The following is a 16093-nucleotide window of genomic DNA, read 5'->3' as shown; positions in this document are numbered from 1 at the left end:
CCTCAGACTTATCCGGCGAACGGGTTCGGCGCGCCGATGTACTGCAGCTCGGTGTACTCCTCCAGACCCTCGGGGCCACCCTCGCGACCCATACCGGACTGCTTCACACCACCGAAGGGAGCCGCCGCGTTCGAGATGACGCCGGAGTTGTAACCGATCAGGCCAAACTCCAGACCAGCCGCCATGCGCGTAAAGCGCGGGTGGTTGCTTGTGTACACGTACGCGGCCAGGCCGTACTCGGTGTCGTTGGCGAGCTTCAGGGCGGTGCGTTCGCCCTCCTCACCGTAGCCGCCGAACGTGGCAATCGGGGCGACGGGCCCGAAAATTTCTTCACGCCACACCCGCATCGAATCGGTCACGCCGGTCAGCACGGTGGGGGTCACGAAGTTGCCCTTGTTCAGGTTCTTGGGCATGCCGCCGGTATCGCTCGGAACGTTCTCCTCAAGCTCGGGAACGTACCCGCCGCAGGCAAGGAGCGCGCCCTTGCCCAGGGCGTCTTCGACCATAAAAAGCATGGATTCAACCGCTGAAGGTTGAATTAGCGGTCCGCAGTCGGTTCCGTCGACGGTTCCGTCACCCACGACGGTCGCCTCCATACGCTCCACGAAGGCGCGGGTGAACTCTTCAGCAATGTCCTCGTGCACGATGAATCGGTTGGCGGCGGTGCACGCCTCGCCCATGTTCCTCATCTTCGCCGCGTAGGCGCCCTCCACGGCGGCGGGGATGTCCGCATCCTCAAAGACAATGAACGGGGCGTTACCGCCCAGCTCCATGGAGGTGCGCAGAACGTTCTGCGAGGCCTGCGCGAGCAGGGTGCGGCCCACGGCGGTGGAGCCGGTGAACGAGACCTTCCGTAGGCGCTCATCAGCCATCAGCGCCGAGACAACCTCGCTGGTGCGGGAGGTGGTCACCACGTTCAGCACGCCGTCCGGCAGGCCCGCCTCACGCATCAGGGACGCGAAGTACAGGGAGCTGAGCGGAGTCAGAGAGGCGGGCTTGAGCACTGCGGTGCAGCCCGCCGCGAGCGCCGGGGCGACCTTGCGTGCCGCCATGGCGAGCGGGAAGTTCCAGGGGGTAATCAGCAGGCAGGGGCCCACGGGGCGGCGTACGGTGGTGATCTGCAGGCCGGATTCGGGGGCGAGGCCGGTGCGGCCGAAGTTGCGGGCAGCTTCTTCGGCGTACCAGCGCAGGTAGTTCGCGGCGTAGGCGACTTCGCCGCGGGACTGGTCGAGGGGCTTGCCCATTTCGAGGGTCATGAGCCGGGCGATGACTTCGGTGCGCTGCGTCATGAGCGTGTAGGCGCGGTTGAGGATGTCGGCGCGTTCGCGGGCGCTGGTTGCCGCCCATGAGGTGCGGGCGTCGCAGGCGGCGTCGAGTGCTTCGATGCCCTGTTCGACGCTGGCGTCGGCGACGTGCGCGAGGATTTGGCCGCAGGAGGGGTTGTGTACGGGGAAGGAGCCGTTGTCGCCGGTGACCCAGCTGCCGCCGAGGAGCAGGTCGGTGGGCACGTAGAAGAAGGGGTAGGAGGGCCGTTCGTAGGGGTCGATGGGTTCGCGCTGCGGCATGTTGATGCTTTGCATGTGCGGTTCGGTGCGGCCTCGCAGCTGGGCGGATTTCGCGGTGGGCTTTGCGGCGGGATTCTCGGCGGAGCTTTCGGGTGAGGTGGTCATGGCGTGCCTTTCGGGTTGGGGCGGCCGGTGCGGTCGACTCTGACGCTTTTAATTCTAGTCCTGCACGCTCCCCTACCCCTCGAACCTGCCCCGCGCGCCTGCACGCCCTCGCCCGCGCTTCTCCACACCCTGGAAAGGCCGCAGGCACGCCAAAGGGGGCCGCATCCGCGTTGGATACGACCCCCTTCAGGTGGATTCTTCAGGTAGATTCTCGCTCGGTGCGCGCGAGTCCTAGCTGGGGATTATGGAAGGCATTGCCCGGAAGGGATGCTCGGTGTTGCATCCGCTCTGCCCGGTATCCGTAATCTCACCGCTTAGCGGGCGGCGAGTCGGACCTGGTGGACTATACCCACCGGTTCTCTCAGATCCAGGACTGGCGTGCCTCGATTCGAGTCAGCTCCAGAGGACCGCCATCGTTGGTGCCGTGGAAGCGGCCGAAGTGTACGTACGGACCGCGGTAGGCGCTGTGGTTGATGGGGCTGGAGTACTGGCCGTTGACCGTGTAGTAGAAGCTGTTCTTGTTCAGCACGATCTTGCAGTTCAGTGCCTGGCCGGTGGTGACCTTCTGGCGCAGCTTCATGGTGTGCAGTACGCGCGGGCTGGTCTGCTTGGGTTCGAAGCAGAGGATCTGCGCTACGGAGCTGCCGCGGTAGTTGGGGCGGATAGCGAGCACGTAGGTGCCGTCTTCCTGGTTTGCGGCGAACTTCTTGCCGATGCCGAAGGGGCCGTCGTGTTCGCGACCGAACGCAATGTAGCCGTAGTGACCGTCCTGCTTCGGCAGTGCACCAGTCCACTTCATGGAGAAGTCGAGGGTGTACTTTTCGCGGGTGGTGTAGTTCGCCAGCGGGCCGAGCAGTACGGATTCGTCGTAGCGCTGGTTGTGCACGATGGCGGTGCCGGTCAGGTCGGGCATGTCCGCTGCGACGGAGGGGTCGGCAGGCAGCATGCCGTGGGGGCGCTTGCCGGTCTTGATCTTGACGCTGGAGTCGAAGGGGTCACCGATTACCCAGTAGGGGTCGGGGCACATGAAGCCCTTCACGCCCAGTGCCTTGTACTTTTCGTAGGCGGAGCGGCGGTGGATTTCCCAGACAATGACTGCCTTGCCGAGGCCGGTGAGAGCGCGTACGTTCTCTTCGCTCATGGAGCCCTGGGAAGCGCCGGTCGGCTTCTCGTAGTAGGGTACGCCGATGGCGTCTACGTTTTCGTGGCGTGCCATTGCGGAAATCTTGTCGATGGGGTCGCCACCGTCGAAGTAGCACCAGGTGGCGCAGCCTGCGGAGTTGGCAAGCTTCAGGTAGCGGGAGGTGGGTTTGAAGCCGCCGCTGCCGTCGCGGTACATCTTGATGACGGTGCGGCGCTGCAGGCCGCGTTCGGTGATGAACTTGACGAGGCCTGCCTGTGCGGGGCCGTCCTTCGCTTCGAGGAACAGTACGACCTTCTTGCCGCCGACGGAGGCGTATTCGCCGCCTGCGGGTACGGCGTCAACTGCGGCGATGGCTTCTTCGAGGGTGGGGATGTCGTACAGGCCGGTCTTCTCGCCCAAGTTTTGGCGCATGTCAACCTTGTGCTGGCGCAGTTCGGCGAGGGTGTGGCCGCGAACGTCCATGGACGCACCGGTGGTGCGCTTGATGTTGGTGTCGTGCATGCAGACGAACTGGCCGTCGCTGGTGGTGCGTACGGAAATTTCGACGGCGAGGGCGCCGCGGCGTACGGACTCTGCGTAGGCGTAGGCGGTATGCTCGGGGCTGATGTTGCCGGCACCGCGGTGGGCGATGAAGAATTCATCGGTCTTGTAGAGCAACTGATGTGCGGGGGAGCCGCTGTGTACTGCCGCGAGCTGTGCGCGGGTGTTGGCTGCGGCGTGGGCTTCGCCTGCCTGGAGCATGAGGGCGGCGGGTGCCAGTGCGGAGGCGCCGATGAAGCCGCGGCGGCTCAGATTCTTAGAGGTCTTCGGGAATGCAGTCACCGTAGTAGTCCTTTTTCTTTTATGAGTTGAGCGTAATGTGTGTGGTTGTTCATTGAAGTTTTTGGTTTATAGCTGAGGGTCCGGATTCTCTCAACTCAAACTACAACTCTAAGTAGGATAACGATTTTTTATCGGTGATTCACTGCGTTTACAGGAAAATAGGGTATTATGTGCGCCTCATTCTTACCCGCGGTGTAATGCGGGTGAATGTGTTCCTCCTTTTCCGCCGCTTTTAATAGCGGCATTTCATGCGGCGTTAAAAAATTTCTCGTGTAACGAAAAAGGCCGCGCCTACAGCCCGATTGAGCCTACAGGACGCGACCTTTTGCGTTAAAACATTTTTCGCAGGTTTTTCACCGCTGTTGAAGCTGAGCTATTTTCGCTGGTTCAGCTTACTTCTTGGATGCCTGAGCGACGCGGTCACCGGCTGCGACGGGGCGGCGTGCCTCAGAGTCCTTGGAGATGTTGAACTTTGCGGTGTTGGTGATCATCACCATGGTTTCCTTGGAGGGGATGCGGCCCTCGATAGCTGCCCAGTCCACCTCGATGATGGGTGCGCCAGCCTCAACCTTGTCACCTACGTTAGCAATCTTGGTGAAGCCTTCGCCACCGAGCTCAACGGTGTCGATACCGATGTGAACCAGTACCTCGCCGCCGTTTTCGGTGCGGAGCATGAATGCGTGCAGGGTGTCCTGAATCAGTGCGATGGTGCCTGCAACGGGTGCGACGATGGTGCCTGCGGTGGGGTTCACTGCGTAGCCGTCGCCCATAACGCCCTGAGAGAAAACGGGGTCGGAGACTTCGCTCAGCGGCAGGTACTCGCCGGTAACAGGTGCGACGTAGACGTCTGCGGACGATGCTTCCTGTGCGGCAGCTTCCTTCTTCTTCTTGCCGAAACCGAACATATATGCTCCTTCTGGTCGTGTGGCGCTATGAATAGCGTGTATTTGTAGCGCTGATGCGTCCGCGTCGGATGCGGGCGTCGTTGCCTTCTTGGTTTCACACCGGGCGACGCCTGCCTGATTTGCAGGGTTCGCACACTCCGGTGCATATGCACTCAGAATACAACACCTAAACCCGTAGCTCACGAGCTGAGGGTCATTCGACTCGAATTCTGCAAATATTCCGCAAATCTGGAACTTCAACTCACACTTCTGCACTCTTGAGGTCCCGAGTACACTTAGTGAAGGACTGGCACCCCTCCCCCGAGCCGGTGCCCATAAGAGAGAAAAGGCTGAAACTGATGACTGAAGCGGCTGAGACCGTTCTTGAAGTATTTATTCCGGGCCCCGGTGAGAACCCGGAGGATCCGCAGGATATGGAGCGTTCCATCTTCCTGGGTGCCGCGCAGGAGGCGCTGGATTCGGGCGTGGACATTGAGGTGTACTCCACCGACTCCTACCCTTCCGCATTTGAAGAGTGCGCACCGGTCGCCGAGCAGATTGAGATGAACGGCATTGAGGTTCTGCCGCTCATGCTCGTCAACGGTGAGGTGAAGGTGTCCTTCGCGTACCCGACCGCCGAGCAGATTAAGCGTTTTGCGCGCGCCCACCTGGTCGCCCAGCCGAAGGCGAACGCGGCAGCGGCTGCATGCGGCCCGTCCGGTTCCCCGGCGGCGTCGATGATCCCGAACCTGAGCGGCGAACCCGCCGGTTTCGCGGCAACCCTGGCGGGTAAGGCACCCCAGCCGGTCGGCGGCCCCGAGATCGGTAACCGCGTGAACCTCATGGGTGGCGACACCGGCGACGGTATCCCCACCTCCGGTTCGGTGGCTGTGAAGTCCGGTGGCTGTGGATGCGGTGGTTGCGGCTGCGGCGGCAAGTAAACCCGCCCCTGCCGGCAACGAGCGCCCGGCTCGCCCGGTTCTAAACTGCGCACCCAAAGAACTGCATAAACAAAGAGCGGTGTCCGCCTCCTCGTGATGAGGAAGCGGGCACCGCTTTCGCTTAACGAAGCTTAGGTTCACACCCGGCAGCACCTACGAGAGCTGCGGCGGGCGAACAGTACCTTACTTGATGGAGGTACCGACGGAACCGAGCTGCTGGCAAGCCTCGACCACGCGTGCGGCCATGCCTGCCTCTGCAGCTGCACCCCAAACGCGGGGGTCGTAGGTCTTCTTGTTGCCGACCTCGCCGTCAACCTTCAGCACACCGTCGTAGTTGCTGAACATGTGGCCAGCAACGGGGCGGGTGAATGCGTACTGGGTGTCGGTGTCGATGTTCATCTTGATAACACCGTAGGACACTGCGTCTGCAATCTCCTGCTCGGTGGAGCCGGAGCCACCGTGGAAGACCAGGTAGAAGGGCTTGTCGCCCTTGCCGTACTTAGCGCCGACCTCGGTCTGGATTTCCTTGAGCAGCTCGGGGCGCAGGTGAACGTTACCGGGCTTGTACACGCCGTGAACGTTACCGAAGGTCAGAGCAGCCATGTAGGTGCCCTTCTCGCCCAGGCCGATTGCCTCAACGGTCTTGATTGCGTCTGCAACGGTGGTGTACAGGGAGTCGTCGATAGCGCCTTCAACGCCGTCTTCCTCGCCACCAACGGCACCAATCTCAACCTCAAGCACGATGTTTGCCTTGGAGGTACGCTCGATCAGCTCAGCAGCAATCTTCAGGTTCTCGTCCAGGTCGATTGCGGAGCCGTCCCACATGTGGGAGTTGAAGATGGGGTCTTCACCGCGAGCAACAGCCTTCTCGGACTCTGCCAGCAGGGGCAGGACGAAGCCTTCCAGCTTGTCCTTGGGGCAGTGGTCGGTGTGCAGTGCAATGTTCACGTCGTACTGCTTAGCAACTTCGCGTGCGTATGCTGCGAAGGCCAAGGAGCCAACGACCATGTCCTTCTTGGAAGCGCCGGACCAGTATGCTGCACCACCGGTGGATGCCTGGATGATGCCGTCCGAGCCAGCCTCTGCGAAGCCGCGGATTGCAGCATTCAGGGTCTGGGAGGAGGTCACGTTCACTGCGGGGTACGCGAAGCCCTTTTCCTTCGCGGTCTGCAGCATTTCTGCGTAAACTTCGGGGGTTGCAATAGCCATATGCTGACTCCTTGGATAGATGCGACCGGTTACCGATGCTGGGCCGGTTCACCATATTTTGTTGGCGCGCGAGACGCCTCCTACTCGCACTATTTTACCAAGATACGACTTATTTATCGTTAATTTTTTGTGGGTTTTTTTGGGTTTACTACAGCGAAATTTCCGCGAAATACCGCGGTAAAGTAGAGGTGTTAATGACTTGATGTCTTCTGCGCGTGCAGGCCAGCGCACACATCACCCGGACGCGACGAAAGGAACCTCCCATGAGCAAGGCGAGCGCTAAAAATAATCCAAAACAGCTCGACGCGAAACGTGAGAAGCGTGCCCGCCAGGCGCAGCGTCGTGCTGAGCGTGAGCATCCGAATGCGGCGGCTATTGCCCCGGTGCGCGCCCAGTTGGATGAGATTCTGGAGCGTAAGAGTCGGCATGTTTTGGGGCATGGCGATATGGCGAAATCCCTTGAGTTGATGGAGAAAATGCGTGATGAGGGTGCGAGTGACCACGAGATTGATGTGGCGCTTGCGGAGGCGAAGCTCCCCTCGGTCGTGCAGGTGGGCCGTAAGTCGTTGATGCGTTGGCCGAGCTGGTGGTGGTTGAATCGTCGTGAGCGCGCGTTGCGGGCGAAGATTGACCGCCTGATGGAGGGCTAAGTCCCCGTTTTGAATAGGTTGTGAGAGCACCCCGTTGTGGGTGCTCTTGTGCTGTGCGGTGGTGGGATAATTGATTTTTTGGACTCAGGGTTCAATTAATCTATTTCACAAAACAATGAAAACCACACAATACAACATGAACCAAATATATTTATAAGATATGCATTATATGTATATAAATTGTTACGTGATGCGAGTTATATTACCTAAATTACCGTGCTATAGTCATTACAACCCGCAGACGTGTTCCCAACCACATTTCGTGTAACACGTGCTTCAGACGTAACTATCCAAGGAGGTATAGCGTGAGCACCTCACCGAACAAGAACCCGCAGACTTCTGCAGCGGATCAGTACACTAAGCCCCCCACAGATGACCCGTTCGCACACGAACAGGAAGGCTTCCACAAGGGGCTTGGCGCACGTCAGCTCCAGATGATCGCCATCGGTTCCGCAATTGGTACCGGCCTGTTCCTGGGCACCGGTAGCCGCCTGCAGGACGCAGGCCCCATGCTCGCCGTTATCTACGCCGTCATCGGCTTCTTCGGCTACCTGATTCTTCGAGCCCTCGGCGAGCTGATCCTTCACCGCCCTTCCTCGGGCTCCTTCGTCTCTTACACCCGCGAATTCTACGGCGAAAAGGCCGCATTCGTATCCGGATGGCTGTACTGGCTGAACTGGGCAATGACCGCCGTTGCAGACGCCACCGCTATCGCTATCTACATCAGCTGGTTCGGTCGATACAACCAGTTCTTCGCAGATATTCCCCAGTGGCTCAGCGCATTCATCGTCGTTATCGTCACTGTGGCTCTGAACCTCATCTCCGTGAAGCTCTTCGGTGAGCTGGAATTCTGGTTCGCGCTCATTAAGATTCTTGCCCTGCTGTCCTTCATGGCGGTAGGTATCTGGTACCTGGTCTTCGGTGAACCCATCAACGGCGTCACCCCCGGCCTGAGCCTTATTGCAGCCAATGACGGCTTCTTCCCCAACGGTATTCTTCCCGCTCTTATCGTGGTTCAGGGCGTTGTGTTCGCCTACGCCGGTATTGAGCTGGTCGGCACCACCAGTGGTGAAACCAAGAACGTTGAGAAGGTTATCCCCCGCGCTATCAACACCGTGATTTGGCGTATTGCGATCTTCTACGTTGGTTCCGTGGTTCTGCTCTGCCTGCTCATGCCCTACACCGCATACAAGGATGCAGAGTCGCCGTTCGTGACCTTCTTCGACGCTATCGGCATTGACGGTACCGCACCGATTATGCAGCTGGTCGTTATTACCGCGGCTGCTTCCTCGCTGAACGCTGGCCTGTACTCCACCGGCCGTATCCTCCACTCGATGGGTGTTGCAGGTTCGGCACCGAAGTTCACCACCAAGGTATCCCGCTCCGGCGTTCCGGTGGCAGGTATTCTGCTGACCGGTGTGATTGGCCTCTTCGGTGTTGTGCTGAACTTCTTCGTTCCCGAGCAGGCGTTCGAGGTCGTGCTGAACATCGCATCCGTGGGCACCATGGCTAGCTGGGCGGCTATCGCAATGTCGCACCAGAAGTACCTGAAGCTGGTCGGCGAGGGCAAGTACAAGCGCCCCAACTACCGCGCACCCGGCGGTCGCTTCAGCGACTGGGCTGTGATGGTCTTCCTCGCTGTTGTGCTGGTGCTGATGGCACTGGATTACCCGGTCGGCACCTACACCCTGGCATCGCTACTGCTGGTTATCCCGCTGCTGATTATCGGCTGGTACACGGTTCGTGACCGCGTCAACGAGATTGCTCGCGTCCGTGAAGGCTACACCGGTTCCGTGCCTGTGATTGCTGCCCGCCCCGTGGTGAAGAAACTCGTTTCGGAGCCTCGCACCCACATTGACCTGGGTGAACTGGACGCTGAGGACGAGGACAAGCCGATGGGCAACTAACCCGACGGCAGCCTCCGATCCCGTGATATCCCAGTGAAATCCCGGTGAAGGCGATGAGGGGGTTTTAGACCCTAGCCCGTAGGTTCCAGGAGTTCTAGAACCCCCTCCCTGTACGTCTTTTCGTGTTCGTTCCGTATTACATCCGTGTAATACATAAAGCAAAGTACATATCTACAGCATTTCTAATACGGTGTGTCCTGCAATATATTTTGAGATAATAGATATCCGCAGTGACCACCAGATGCACAAAGAAGTTTTGTGCAGATATTCAAAGGAGAAAATCATGACTGAACGTCCTAGCGCACACGCGGTGGAATTTGTTGACGTCGCCTCGATGGCGAAGTGGATTCAGAAGGACGGCGTAGGCAACATCATTGCCGGCATGGTCGACTTCCTCGAAGAAGACTTCAAGAAGTGGCAGAGCTTCGACAAGATCCCGCGCGTCGCCTCCCACACCCCCTTCGGTGTGATTGAGCTGATGCCCACCTCCGACAACATCACCTACTCCTTCAAGTACGTGAACGGCCACCCGTCGAACCCGGCACGCGGTTTCCAGACTGTGACCGCGTTCGGTCTGCTCGCTGACGTGGACAACGGCTACCCGGTGTTCCTGGCTGAGATGACCCTGCTGACCGCGCTGCGTACCGCTGGCGTGTCCGCCATGGTTGCTAAGCACCTGGCACGCAAGGATTCGAAGAAGATGGCAATGATTGGTACCGGCTCGCAGTCTGAGTTCCAGGCGCTGGGTATGCGCGCTGTGCTCGGCATTGAGGACCTGTCCGTCTACGACGTTGACCCGCACGCGATGGAGAAGTTCCGCCGTAACCTGGAGCCGCTGGGCTTCCGCATCCACCTGGCTAAGGACGTGGATGAGGCTGTTGAGGGTGCCGACATTATTACCACCTGCACCGCCGATAAGCAGCAGGCGAAGGTTCTGCTGGACCGCCAGGTAAAGCCCGGCGTGCACCTGAACGCTATTGGTGGCGACTGCCCCGGCAAGACTGAGCTGGAAAGCGAAATTCTGGACCGCTCCACTGTGTTTGTTGAGTTCCCGCCGCAGACCCGCATTGAGGGCGAGATTCAGCAGAAGGACCCGGACTTCCCGGTGGTGGAGTTCTGGAAGGTTCTGACCGGTGAGGAGCCGGGCCGCGTGTCGGATGAGCAGATTACCCTGTTTGATTCGGTGGGCTTCGCGATTGCTGACTTCTCGGGTCTGCGTTATGCCCGTGCGGCTACGCAGGACACCGACCTGCAGCAGTTCATTGACCTGGTTGCTAGCCCGGATGATCCGAAGGATCTGTACTCGCTGGTGAACGTTAACGTTCCGGTGGGCTAAAGGGCTAAGTAACCTGACGCTGAGTAGCCTTGAGCTGGTGGGCCTGTAAGGTGCGCCAGCGGAGGCTGCGAGGTTGAGAGTGAATAAAGTGAGGGCCGGGGAGTGGTGACACTCCCCGGCTCCTTCTTATGAAATTTTCGTATGCACGGATTCTTGTGCGCGGATTTTCTTATGGGCAACTTGTGAGCATTCTGCGGCTGGTTCACCCGTTCTACCCTTCAGCGGGTGTGGCTACTGGTGGGTGGCGATGATTTCACGCGCCTTCGCTACACGCTTTTCTTTCTCCTCTTTCAGCTGGTTGAGCTTCGCCTGGTTCTTCTCAATCAAAGGCCCCTGATAGGACGCTTCAATATCACCCAGACGCTGAGCCATACCCACCTTCTGGTTACATTCCGCTTCGATGGTTGCGAGGCGGATTTCCTCCGGCTTAGCTTCTTCGTTGCCTTGGGAGGAGGTCATGAGATGTGCGCTTTCTTCGGACATCCAGTCGCTCTCTCCTTCCCTGGGGGTTAGTCTGCGTTCACGCAGGCAGGTCCACCATTCTGAGCGAATATTTTTCCACTCATCGGTTTGGGAGGCGTAGGTGTATGCCTGTGAGTTTAGCTCTCCTACAAACCGGTATTCTTTTTCGTCCAGTTCGACGTCAGAGAATGCGGTTTTCACCTCTTCTTGGCACCGGGCGTTGATGTCGTCTGATGCTGAATCGTCTGGGCCTCGGGATTCCTTCTGGGAGTACCCGTACTTTTTGGCGTACTCGACGTTCCAGTTGCCGTATAGCCCCCCGGGTTGCGGGGTGTCTATTGAGGGCACAGCGTAGGACTGCCCGTGGTGCGCGTAGCATTCGGACATGAGCGTGTGCCACGCCGTGCTCACCGTACGGATTGTTAGTTCATCGAAGGCATACTCGTCCAGTGGAAGGTGTATGTAGTTCTTTGAATAATCGAGAACAGCTTTTCGTGAGGTGTCCCGCTCGGCACTGTTGGAGCAGGATACGCACGCCCCCAGCAGGCAGAATACTGTTACCGCAGAGAGAGCCTTACGCATAGGCTTTCCTCCTCCATACCTCGTTGTAGCATTCAAACGGAGTTACCCCAATTATCCCAAGGGATGCTATCTGCTTGTTGCTGATATCTACTGGTGGGTGGCAATAATTTCGCGCGCCTTCGCTATCTTCGCATCACGTTCAGCCTTCAATTCATTCAGCAGCGCCTGATTCTTCTCAATCAAAGGCCCCTGATAAGACGCCTCAAGATCACCCAGACGCTGGGCCAACCTCACCTTCTCGCTACATTGAGCTTCAATGGTTGCCAGGCGGATAACCTCCTCCAACACTTTGGGATCATCAGCATTCAGACTGGCCGTTTCTTTGCTCGTCCATTCACCGTCCCCGGTGCGAGGCGTCAACCCTTCCTGACGCTGACAGTCCCACCAATCTGAGCGGGCTTTCTTCCATTCAGGGTCAGCCTGCGCACGCATGTACGCTTCACTACGGATACGCTCGACGGGGCGGTACTTTTTCTCATCATCCTCATCAAAATAGAGCATATCCAGTTCTTCCCGATGCTCTTCGCGGCAGCTGGCCCTGACGTCTTCAGGGATGCTCTTATAAATCCTTTCCTGCTCATCTCTGACTTGGATGGACGTAAAATGATTCGCCGCATGCTTCACGTTCCAGGAGCCGTACTGGGAGGCGTTGCCAGAAACCAAGCCGTTTTCTAGAATTTCAAAATCGTATCCTTTTTTCGCATAGCACTCTTTAAGAATCAACAAATACGCCCTATATGTTATATCTTCGGCCTGGTCACTCATATCGTATTCGTCGAGGGGAAGAGTAATATAGTTATTTTCAAAATCCAGCTGGGCTTTGAGGCTAGTATCCTTAGGCGCAGCGGCACAGGAACTTAAAGCTAAAGCAAAGCAGGCGAGTAGGGCAGAAGATTTCTTCATTGTTACCAACTCCTTTCAATCAAGAAAGTCAGGAGGAGCCCACAAACATTGGGCTCCTCCATCACAATTACCAGCGGCAGTTTACCTTGTAAACAGAACTAATACGATCATCCCAAGTCTCGCCCCAATGGAGACCCGCATGGCTTAGACCGCGAAGATAGTTGAGGTCGGAAGAAGATTCAAAATTTCGACCCCTGTGATTAATGTCTTCGTAATAGTGCCACCGACACCCACCAGAATGCAATGAAGATGCACGGTCACTCATCCAATCCAAATGGGTCGTCCCCTCAGTTTCCATACGGGGCCCAAGGAAATTGGCATCCGAATAGAAAGTAACACCCGCATGTGCCGGAGGTGCTACCGCACCGAAAGTCACCGCAGCCACACAGGCCGCAACAGCAAGAGACTTATTAAAGATCCTCATCAGAATCTCCTTTCAAAAGAATGACGCCGCGGTCATTCATATCCACAACCCGCAACCATTGGCGAGCCGAAGTCAGGAAATCCATCGCATGCCCCAAACCGAAATTGAGAGTGCGACTCTCGTATTCCCTGTGACTTGAATTAATACTAACACACCTAGGCAATTTATTTAGTGATTTAAATCACTTATATGATAATATGGGATTTACCCGCTTTAGATATATTTAAATATTATTTACTACATTTACAAGACAAAAAATCCAGATAACATCACACAACCCCACCACAAACAACGCATCAAACCCCGTGGGTACCCACATTCATGTGAAAAACTCAACACCCCACCCAAACAAAGAATCACCCAATACCCCAATAAAAACCCCAATAAAAAAGGTTCCGACGCGCACACATGCTTCACATTCCAGGAGCCATACCGGAGGCATCACCAGAAACCCAGCCATTTTCTAGGATTTCAAAATCGCATCCTTTTTTCGCGTAGCACTCTTTAAGAGCAAAGCAGGCGAACAGAGCAGCAAATTCCTTCATTGTTACCGACTCCTTTCAACCAGGAAAGTCAGGAGGAGCCCACAAACACTGGGCTCCTCCATCACAATTATTAGTTGTACTATTCAGTTCAAACAGAATGTGTTATTGACTAGTGGCGATAATTTCACGCGCCCTCGCCACATGCTTTTCTTTCTCTTCTTTCAACTGGTTAAGCTTCGCCTGGTTCTTCTCAATGAGAGGCCCCTGGTAGGATGCCTCAATATCACCCAGACGCTGAGCCATACCAACCTTCTGATTACATTCCGCTTCGATAGTTGCGAGGCGAATCACTTCTTGAGTTTTTTCCTCCTCACTCTTAGAACTTACGTCAATATTGGACGTCTCTTGACTACCCCACGCCTGGTCATCCTTGCGTGGTGTTAACCCATTGCTCTCTAGGCAGCTCCACCATTCAGAGCGAACTTTATTCCATTCCGGATCACTTTTCGCACTCGCATAGGCTTCCTGTCTAAGCCGGTAAGCGAAAGAGTCATTGTCATTCTCGTATTCAATTTCTTTCAACTGATTGGCACTTTCCTTGCGACATTCCTTCCTAATCTCTGCCGGTATTTTCTCTGCCGCCTGCGTGCGCTCTCGAGACTTTTCTTCATTGAAATATCCATACTTCTTGGCATATTCAACATTCCAGGCACCATATATATTACTGTGCTGATCATCAGAGAACACAGGGACAGCATCAGAGTATCCCTTAGCTACATAACATACTTGCATGATACGGGCGACCGCCTCATTAATTACAGCCCTTGACGCATCGTCATAGTCATACTCATCCAGGGGAAGAGTAATCAAATTATTCGCGTAATCGAGCTTGGCTTTATACTCAGAATTTGAGGCACCTCCCTGAGCGCATGAAGACAGCAAAAGCGCGCCTGCTAGGGCAGTGATTGTGAATGCACTACTTTTATGCAAGAGCACACCCTCCTTTCAGAGTGGAAGAAAAACTTAAAGCAGGAAAGCATCCTGTCCCTCTACCACCATTCACCTAGCAATACACATACCTAACTGAGCTAATCCGGTCATCCCAAGTCTCGCCCCAATGGAGACCCTCATGGCTTAGACCCCGCAGATAGTTGAGGTCGGAAGAAGAATCAAACCTGCGACCCCTATAGTGGCTGTCTTCGTAATAGCGCCACCGGCACCCATCAGAATGCAATGAAGATGCACGGTCATTCATCCAACCCAGATGAGGGTTATCCCAGGTGTACATACGGGACCCAAGGAAATTGGCATCCGAATAGAAAGTAACACCCGCATGTGCCGGAGGTGCTACCGCACCGAAAGTCACCGCAGCCACACAGGCCGCAACAGCAAGAGACTTATTAAAGATCCTCATCAGAATCTCCTTTCAAAAGAATGACGCCGTGGTCATTCATATCCACAACCCGCAATCATTAGCGAGCCGAAGTCAGGAAATCCATCGCATGTCCCAAACCGAATTTGAGAGTGCGATTCTCATATTCCCTGTGACTTGAATTAACACTAGCACACCTAGACTATTTATTTAGTGACCTAAATCACTTATGTGATAATATGTGATTTACCCGATTTAGATATATTTAAATATTATTTACTACATTTACAAGACAAAAAATCCAGATAACATCACACAACCCCACCACAAACAACGCATCAAACCCCGTGGGTACCCACATTCATGTGAAAAACTCAACACCCCACTCTAACAAAAAAATCACCCAAACCCCCAATAAAAACCCCCAACAAAAAAGGTTCCGACGCGCACACAACGCATCGGAACCTTTAAACACCAAACAGCCGCCAGGCTACGACGGAATCTGGCCAAACACATGGCGGCGAACCCACGCATGCATCGCAATACCCGCAGCCGTCGCCGCATTCATCGAACGCGTTGACCCAAACTGCTCAATCGACAGAGTATCCCTAGCCGCCGCATGCAACTCCTCCGACAAACCCGGGCCCTCCTGACCAAAAACCAGCACACACCTCTTCGGCAGATCATACGTCTCCAGGGGCACCGAATCCGGAAAAATATCAATACCAATAATTTCCAGACCCTCAGCCTGCGCCCACGCCACAAAATCCTCAATCGTCGGATGATGACGCACATGCTGATAACGATCCGTCACCATCGCACCACGACGATTCCAACGGCGACGCCCAATAATATGGACCTCCTTCGCCAACATCGCATTCGCAGTACGCACCACCGTGCCAATATTCAAATCATGCTGCCAATTCTCAATCGCCACATGAAAATCATGGCGGCGCGTATCCAGGTCAGCAATAATCGCGTCCATCGACCAGTAACGGTACTTATCCACCACGTTACGGCGGTCGCCCTCACGCAGCAGCTCCTCATCCCAATGGTCGCCCTCAGGCCACGGACCCTCCCACGGGCCCACACCCACCTCAAAACGGGCAGTACCCTGCTCAGTACCCTCAACAGCCTCAGCTACAGCCGCCTCAGCAGGCACAGCCTCAGCAGGTACAGCCTCAGCAGGTACAGCCTCAGCCGCCTCACGATTCTCAACCATCACAACCACCTTCACGCCAACAACCAGCGCCACTCCGGCGCCCACAGAGCCATCTTACAGACAAAAACCCGCACCCCCAG

Annotated in this window: 14 protein-coding genes; 4 read left to right on the top strand and 10 right to left on the bottom strand. The window is 56.3% G+C overall.

The annotated features are described in order from the left end of the window. Positions 1-8: 8 nt before the first annotated feature. From HMPREF2630_RS01910 to HMPREF2630_RS01900, 3 genes are all read right to left on the bottom strand, one after another. A complete protein-coding gene (locus HMPREF2630_RS01910) occupies positions 9-1670 on the bottom strand; it encodes an NAD-dependent succinate-semialdehyde dehydrogenase (protein ID WP_070483147.1) in 1662 nt (553 codons plus the stop codon). Between the two features lie 361 nt (positions 1671-2031). Further along, on the bottom strand, positions 2032-3636 hold the full coding sequence (locus HMPREF2630_RS01905) for a glycerophosphodiester phosphodiesterase (protein ID WP_049357479.1): 1605 nt from the start codon (positions 3634-3636) through the stop codon (positions 2032-2034). Between the two features lie 392 nt (positions 3637-4028). Next, entirely contained in the window at positions 4029-4541 is a 513-nt protein-coding gene (locus HMPREF2630_RS01900; protein ID WP_049357482.1) for a PTS sugar transporter subunit IIA, read from the bottom strand. Between the two features lie 338 nt (positions 4542-4879). On the opposite strand from HMPREF2630_RS01900, the gene HMPREF2630_RS01895 reads away from it, so the two are divergent. Then, on the top strand, positions 4880-5461 hold the full coding sequence (locus HMPREF2630_RS01895; RefSeq protein WP_049357483.1) for an arsenic metallochaperone ArsD family protein: 582 nt from the start codon (positions 4880-4882) through the stop codon (positions 5459-5461). 183 nt (positions 5462-5644) lie between these two features. On the opposite strand, the gene fbaA is transcribed toward HMPREF2630_RS01895, so the two are convergent. Beyond that, a complete protein-coding gene (gene fbaA, locus HMPREF2630_RS01890; protein WP_070483145.1) occupies positions 5645-6670 on the bottom strand; it encodes a class II fructose-bisphosphate aldolase in 1026 nt (341 codons plus the stop codon). Positions 6671-6933: 263 nt separating this feature from the next. Here fbaA and HMPREF2630_RS01885 point away from each other — a divergent pair, with 263 nt between their 5' ends. The 3 genes from HMPREF2630_RS01885 to HMPREF2630_RS01875 all read left to right on the top strand — a co-directional run bounded on the left by HMPREF2630_RS01885 (position 6934) and on the right by HMPREF2630_RS01875 (position 10563). Beyond that, complete coding sequence (locus HMPREF2630_RS01885) at positions 6934-7320, top strand: hypothetical protein (RefSeq protein WP_012902700.1); 387 nt, start codon at positions 6934-6936, stop codon at positions 7318-7320. Positions 7321-7625: 305 nt separating this feature from the next. Beyond that, on the top strand, positions 7626-9227 hold the full coding sequence (locus HMPREF2630_RS01880; protein WP_049342001.1) for an amino acid permease: 1602 nt from the start codon (positions 7626-7628) through the stop codon (positions 9225-9227). A gap of 283 nt (positions 9228-9510) precedes the next feature. Beyond that, on the top strand, positions 9511-10563 hold the full coding sequence (locus HMPREF2630_RS01875) for an ornithine cyclodeaminase (protein ID WP_005504242.1): 1053 nt from the start codon (positions 9511-9513) through the stop codon (positions 10561-10563). Positions 10564-10794: 231 nt separating this feature from the next. On the opposite strand, the gene HMPREF2630_RS01870 is transcribed toward HMPREF2630_RS01875, so the two are convergent. The 6 genes from HMPREF2630_RS01870 to HMPREF2630_RS01855 all read right to left on the bottom strand — a co-directional run bounded on the left by HMPREF2630_RS01870 (position 10795) and on the right by HMPREF2630_RS01855 (position 16058). Then, positions 10795-11607, bottom strand: a complete 813-nt coding sequence (locus HMPREF2630_RS01870; RefSeq protein WP_049338604.1) for a hypothetical protein — start codon at positions 11605-11607, stop codon at positions 10795-10797. Positions 11608-11694: 87 nt separating this feature from the next. After that, the gene (locus HMPREF2630_RS01865; protein WP_049342002.1) at positions 11695-12510 is read right to left on the bottom strand and encodes a hypothetical protein; all 816 of its coding nucleotides are present in this window, start codon (positions 12508-12510) and stop codon (positions 11695-11697) included. 67 nt (positions 12511-12577) lie between these two features. Beyond that, entirely contained in the window at positions 12578-12934 is a 357-nt protein-coding gene (locus HMPREF2630_RS09455; protein ID WP_141747363.1) for a peptidase inhibitor family I36 protein, read from the bottom strand. 413 nt (positions 12935-13347) lie between these two features. After that, the gene (locus HMPREF2630_RS09380) at positions 13348-13479 is read right to left on the bottom strand and encodes a hypothetical protein (protein WP_256370613.1); all 132 of its coding nucleotides are present in this window, start codon (positions 13477-13479) and stop codon (positions 13348-13350) included. Between the two features lie 102 nt (positions 13480-13581). Beyond that, on the bottom strand, positions 13582-14415 hold the full coding sequence (locus tag HMPREF2630_RS01860) for a hypothetical protein (protein ID WP_049338606.1): 834 nt from the start codon (positions 14413-14415) through the stop codon (positions 13582-13584). A gap of 866 nt (positions 14416-15281) precedes the next feature. Continuing rightward, positions 15282-16058 carry a TrmH family RNA methyltransferase gene (locus tag HMPREF2630_RS01855; RefSeq protein WP_239662183.1) on the bottom strand — a complete coding sequence of 259 codons (777 nt, stop codon included), beginning with the start codon at positions 16056-16058 and terminating at the stop codon, positions 15282-15284. Positions 16059-16093: the final 35 nt, after the last annotated feature.

The organism is Rothia sp. HMSC072B03, assembly GCF_001809565.1.
Taxonomy (GTDB): domain Bacteria; phylum Actinomycetota; class Actinomycetes; order Actinomycetales; family Micrococcaceae; genus Rothia; species Rothia mucilaginosa_A.
Note: the sequence above shows the minus strand (reverse complement) of the source record. Positions and strands in the feature narration are given on the sequence as shown.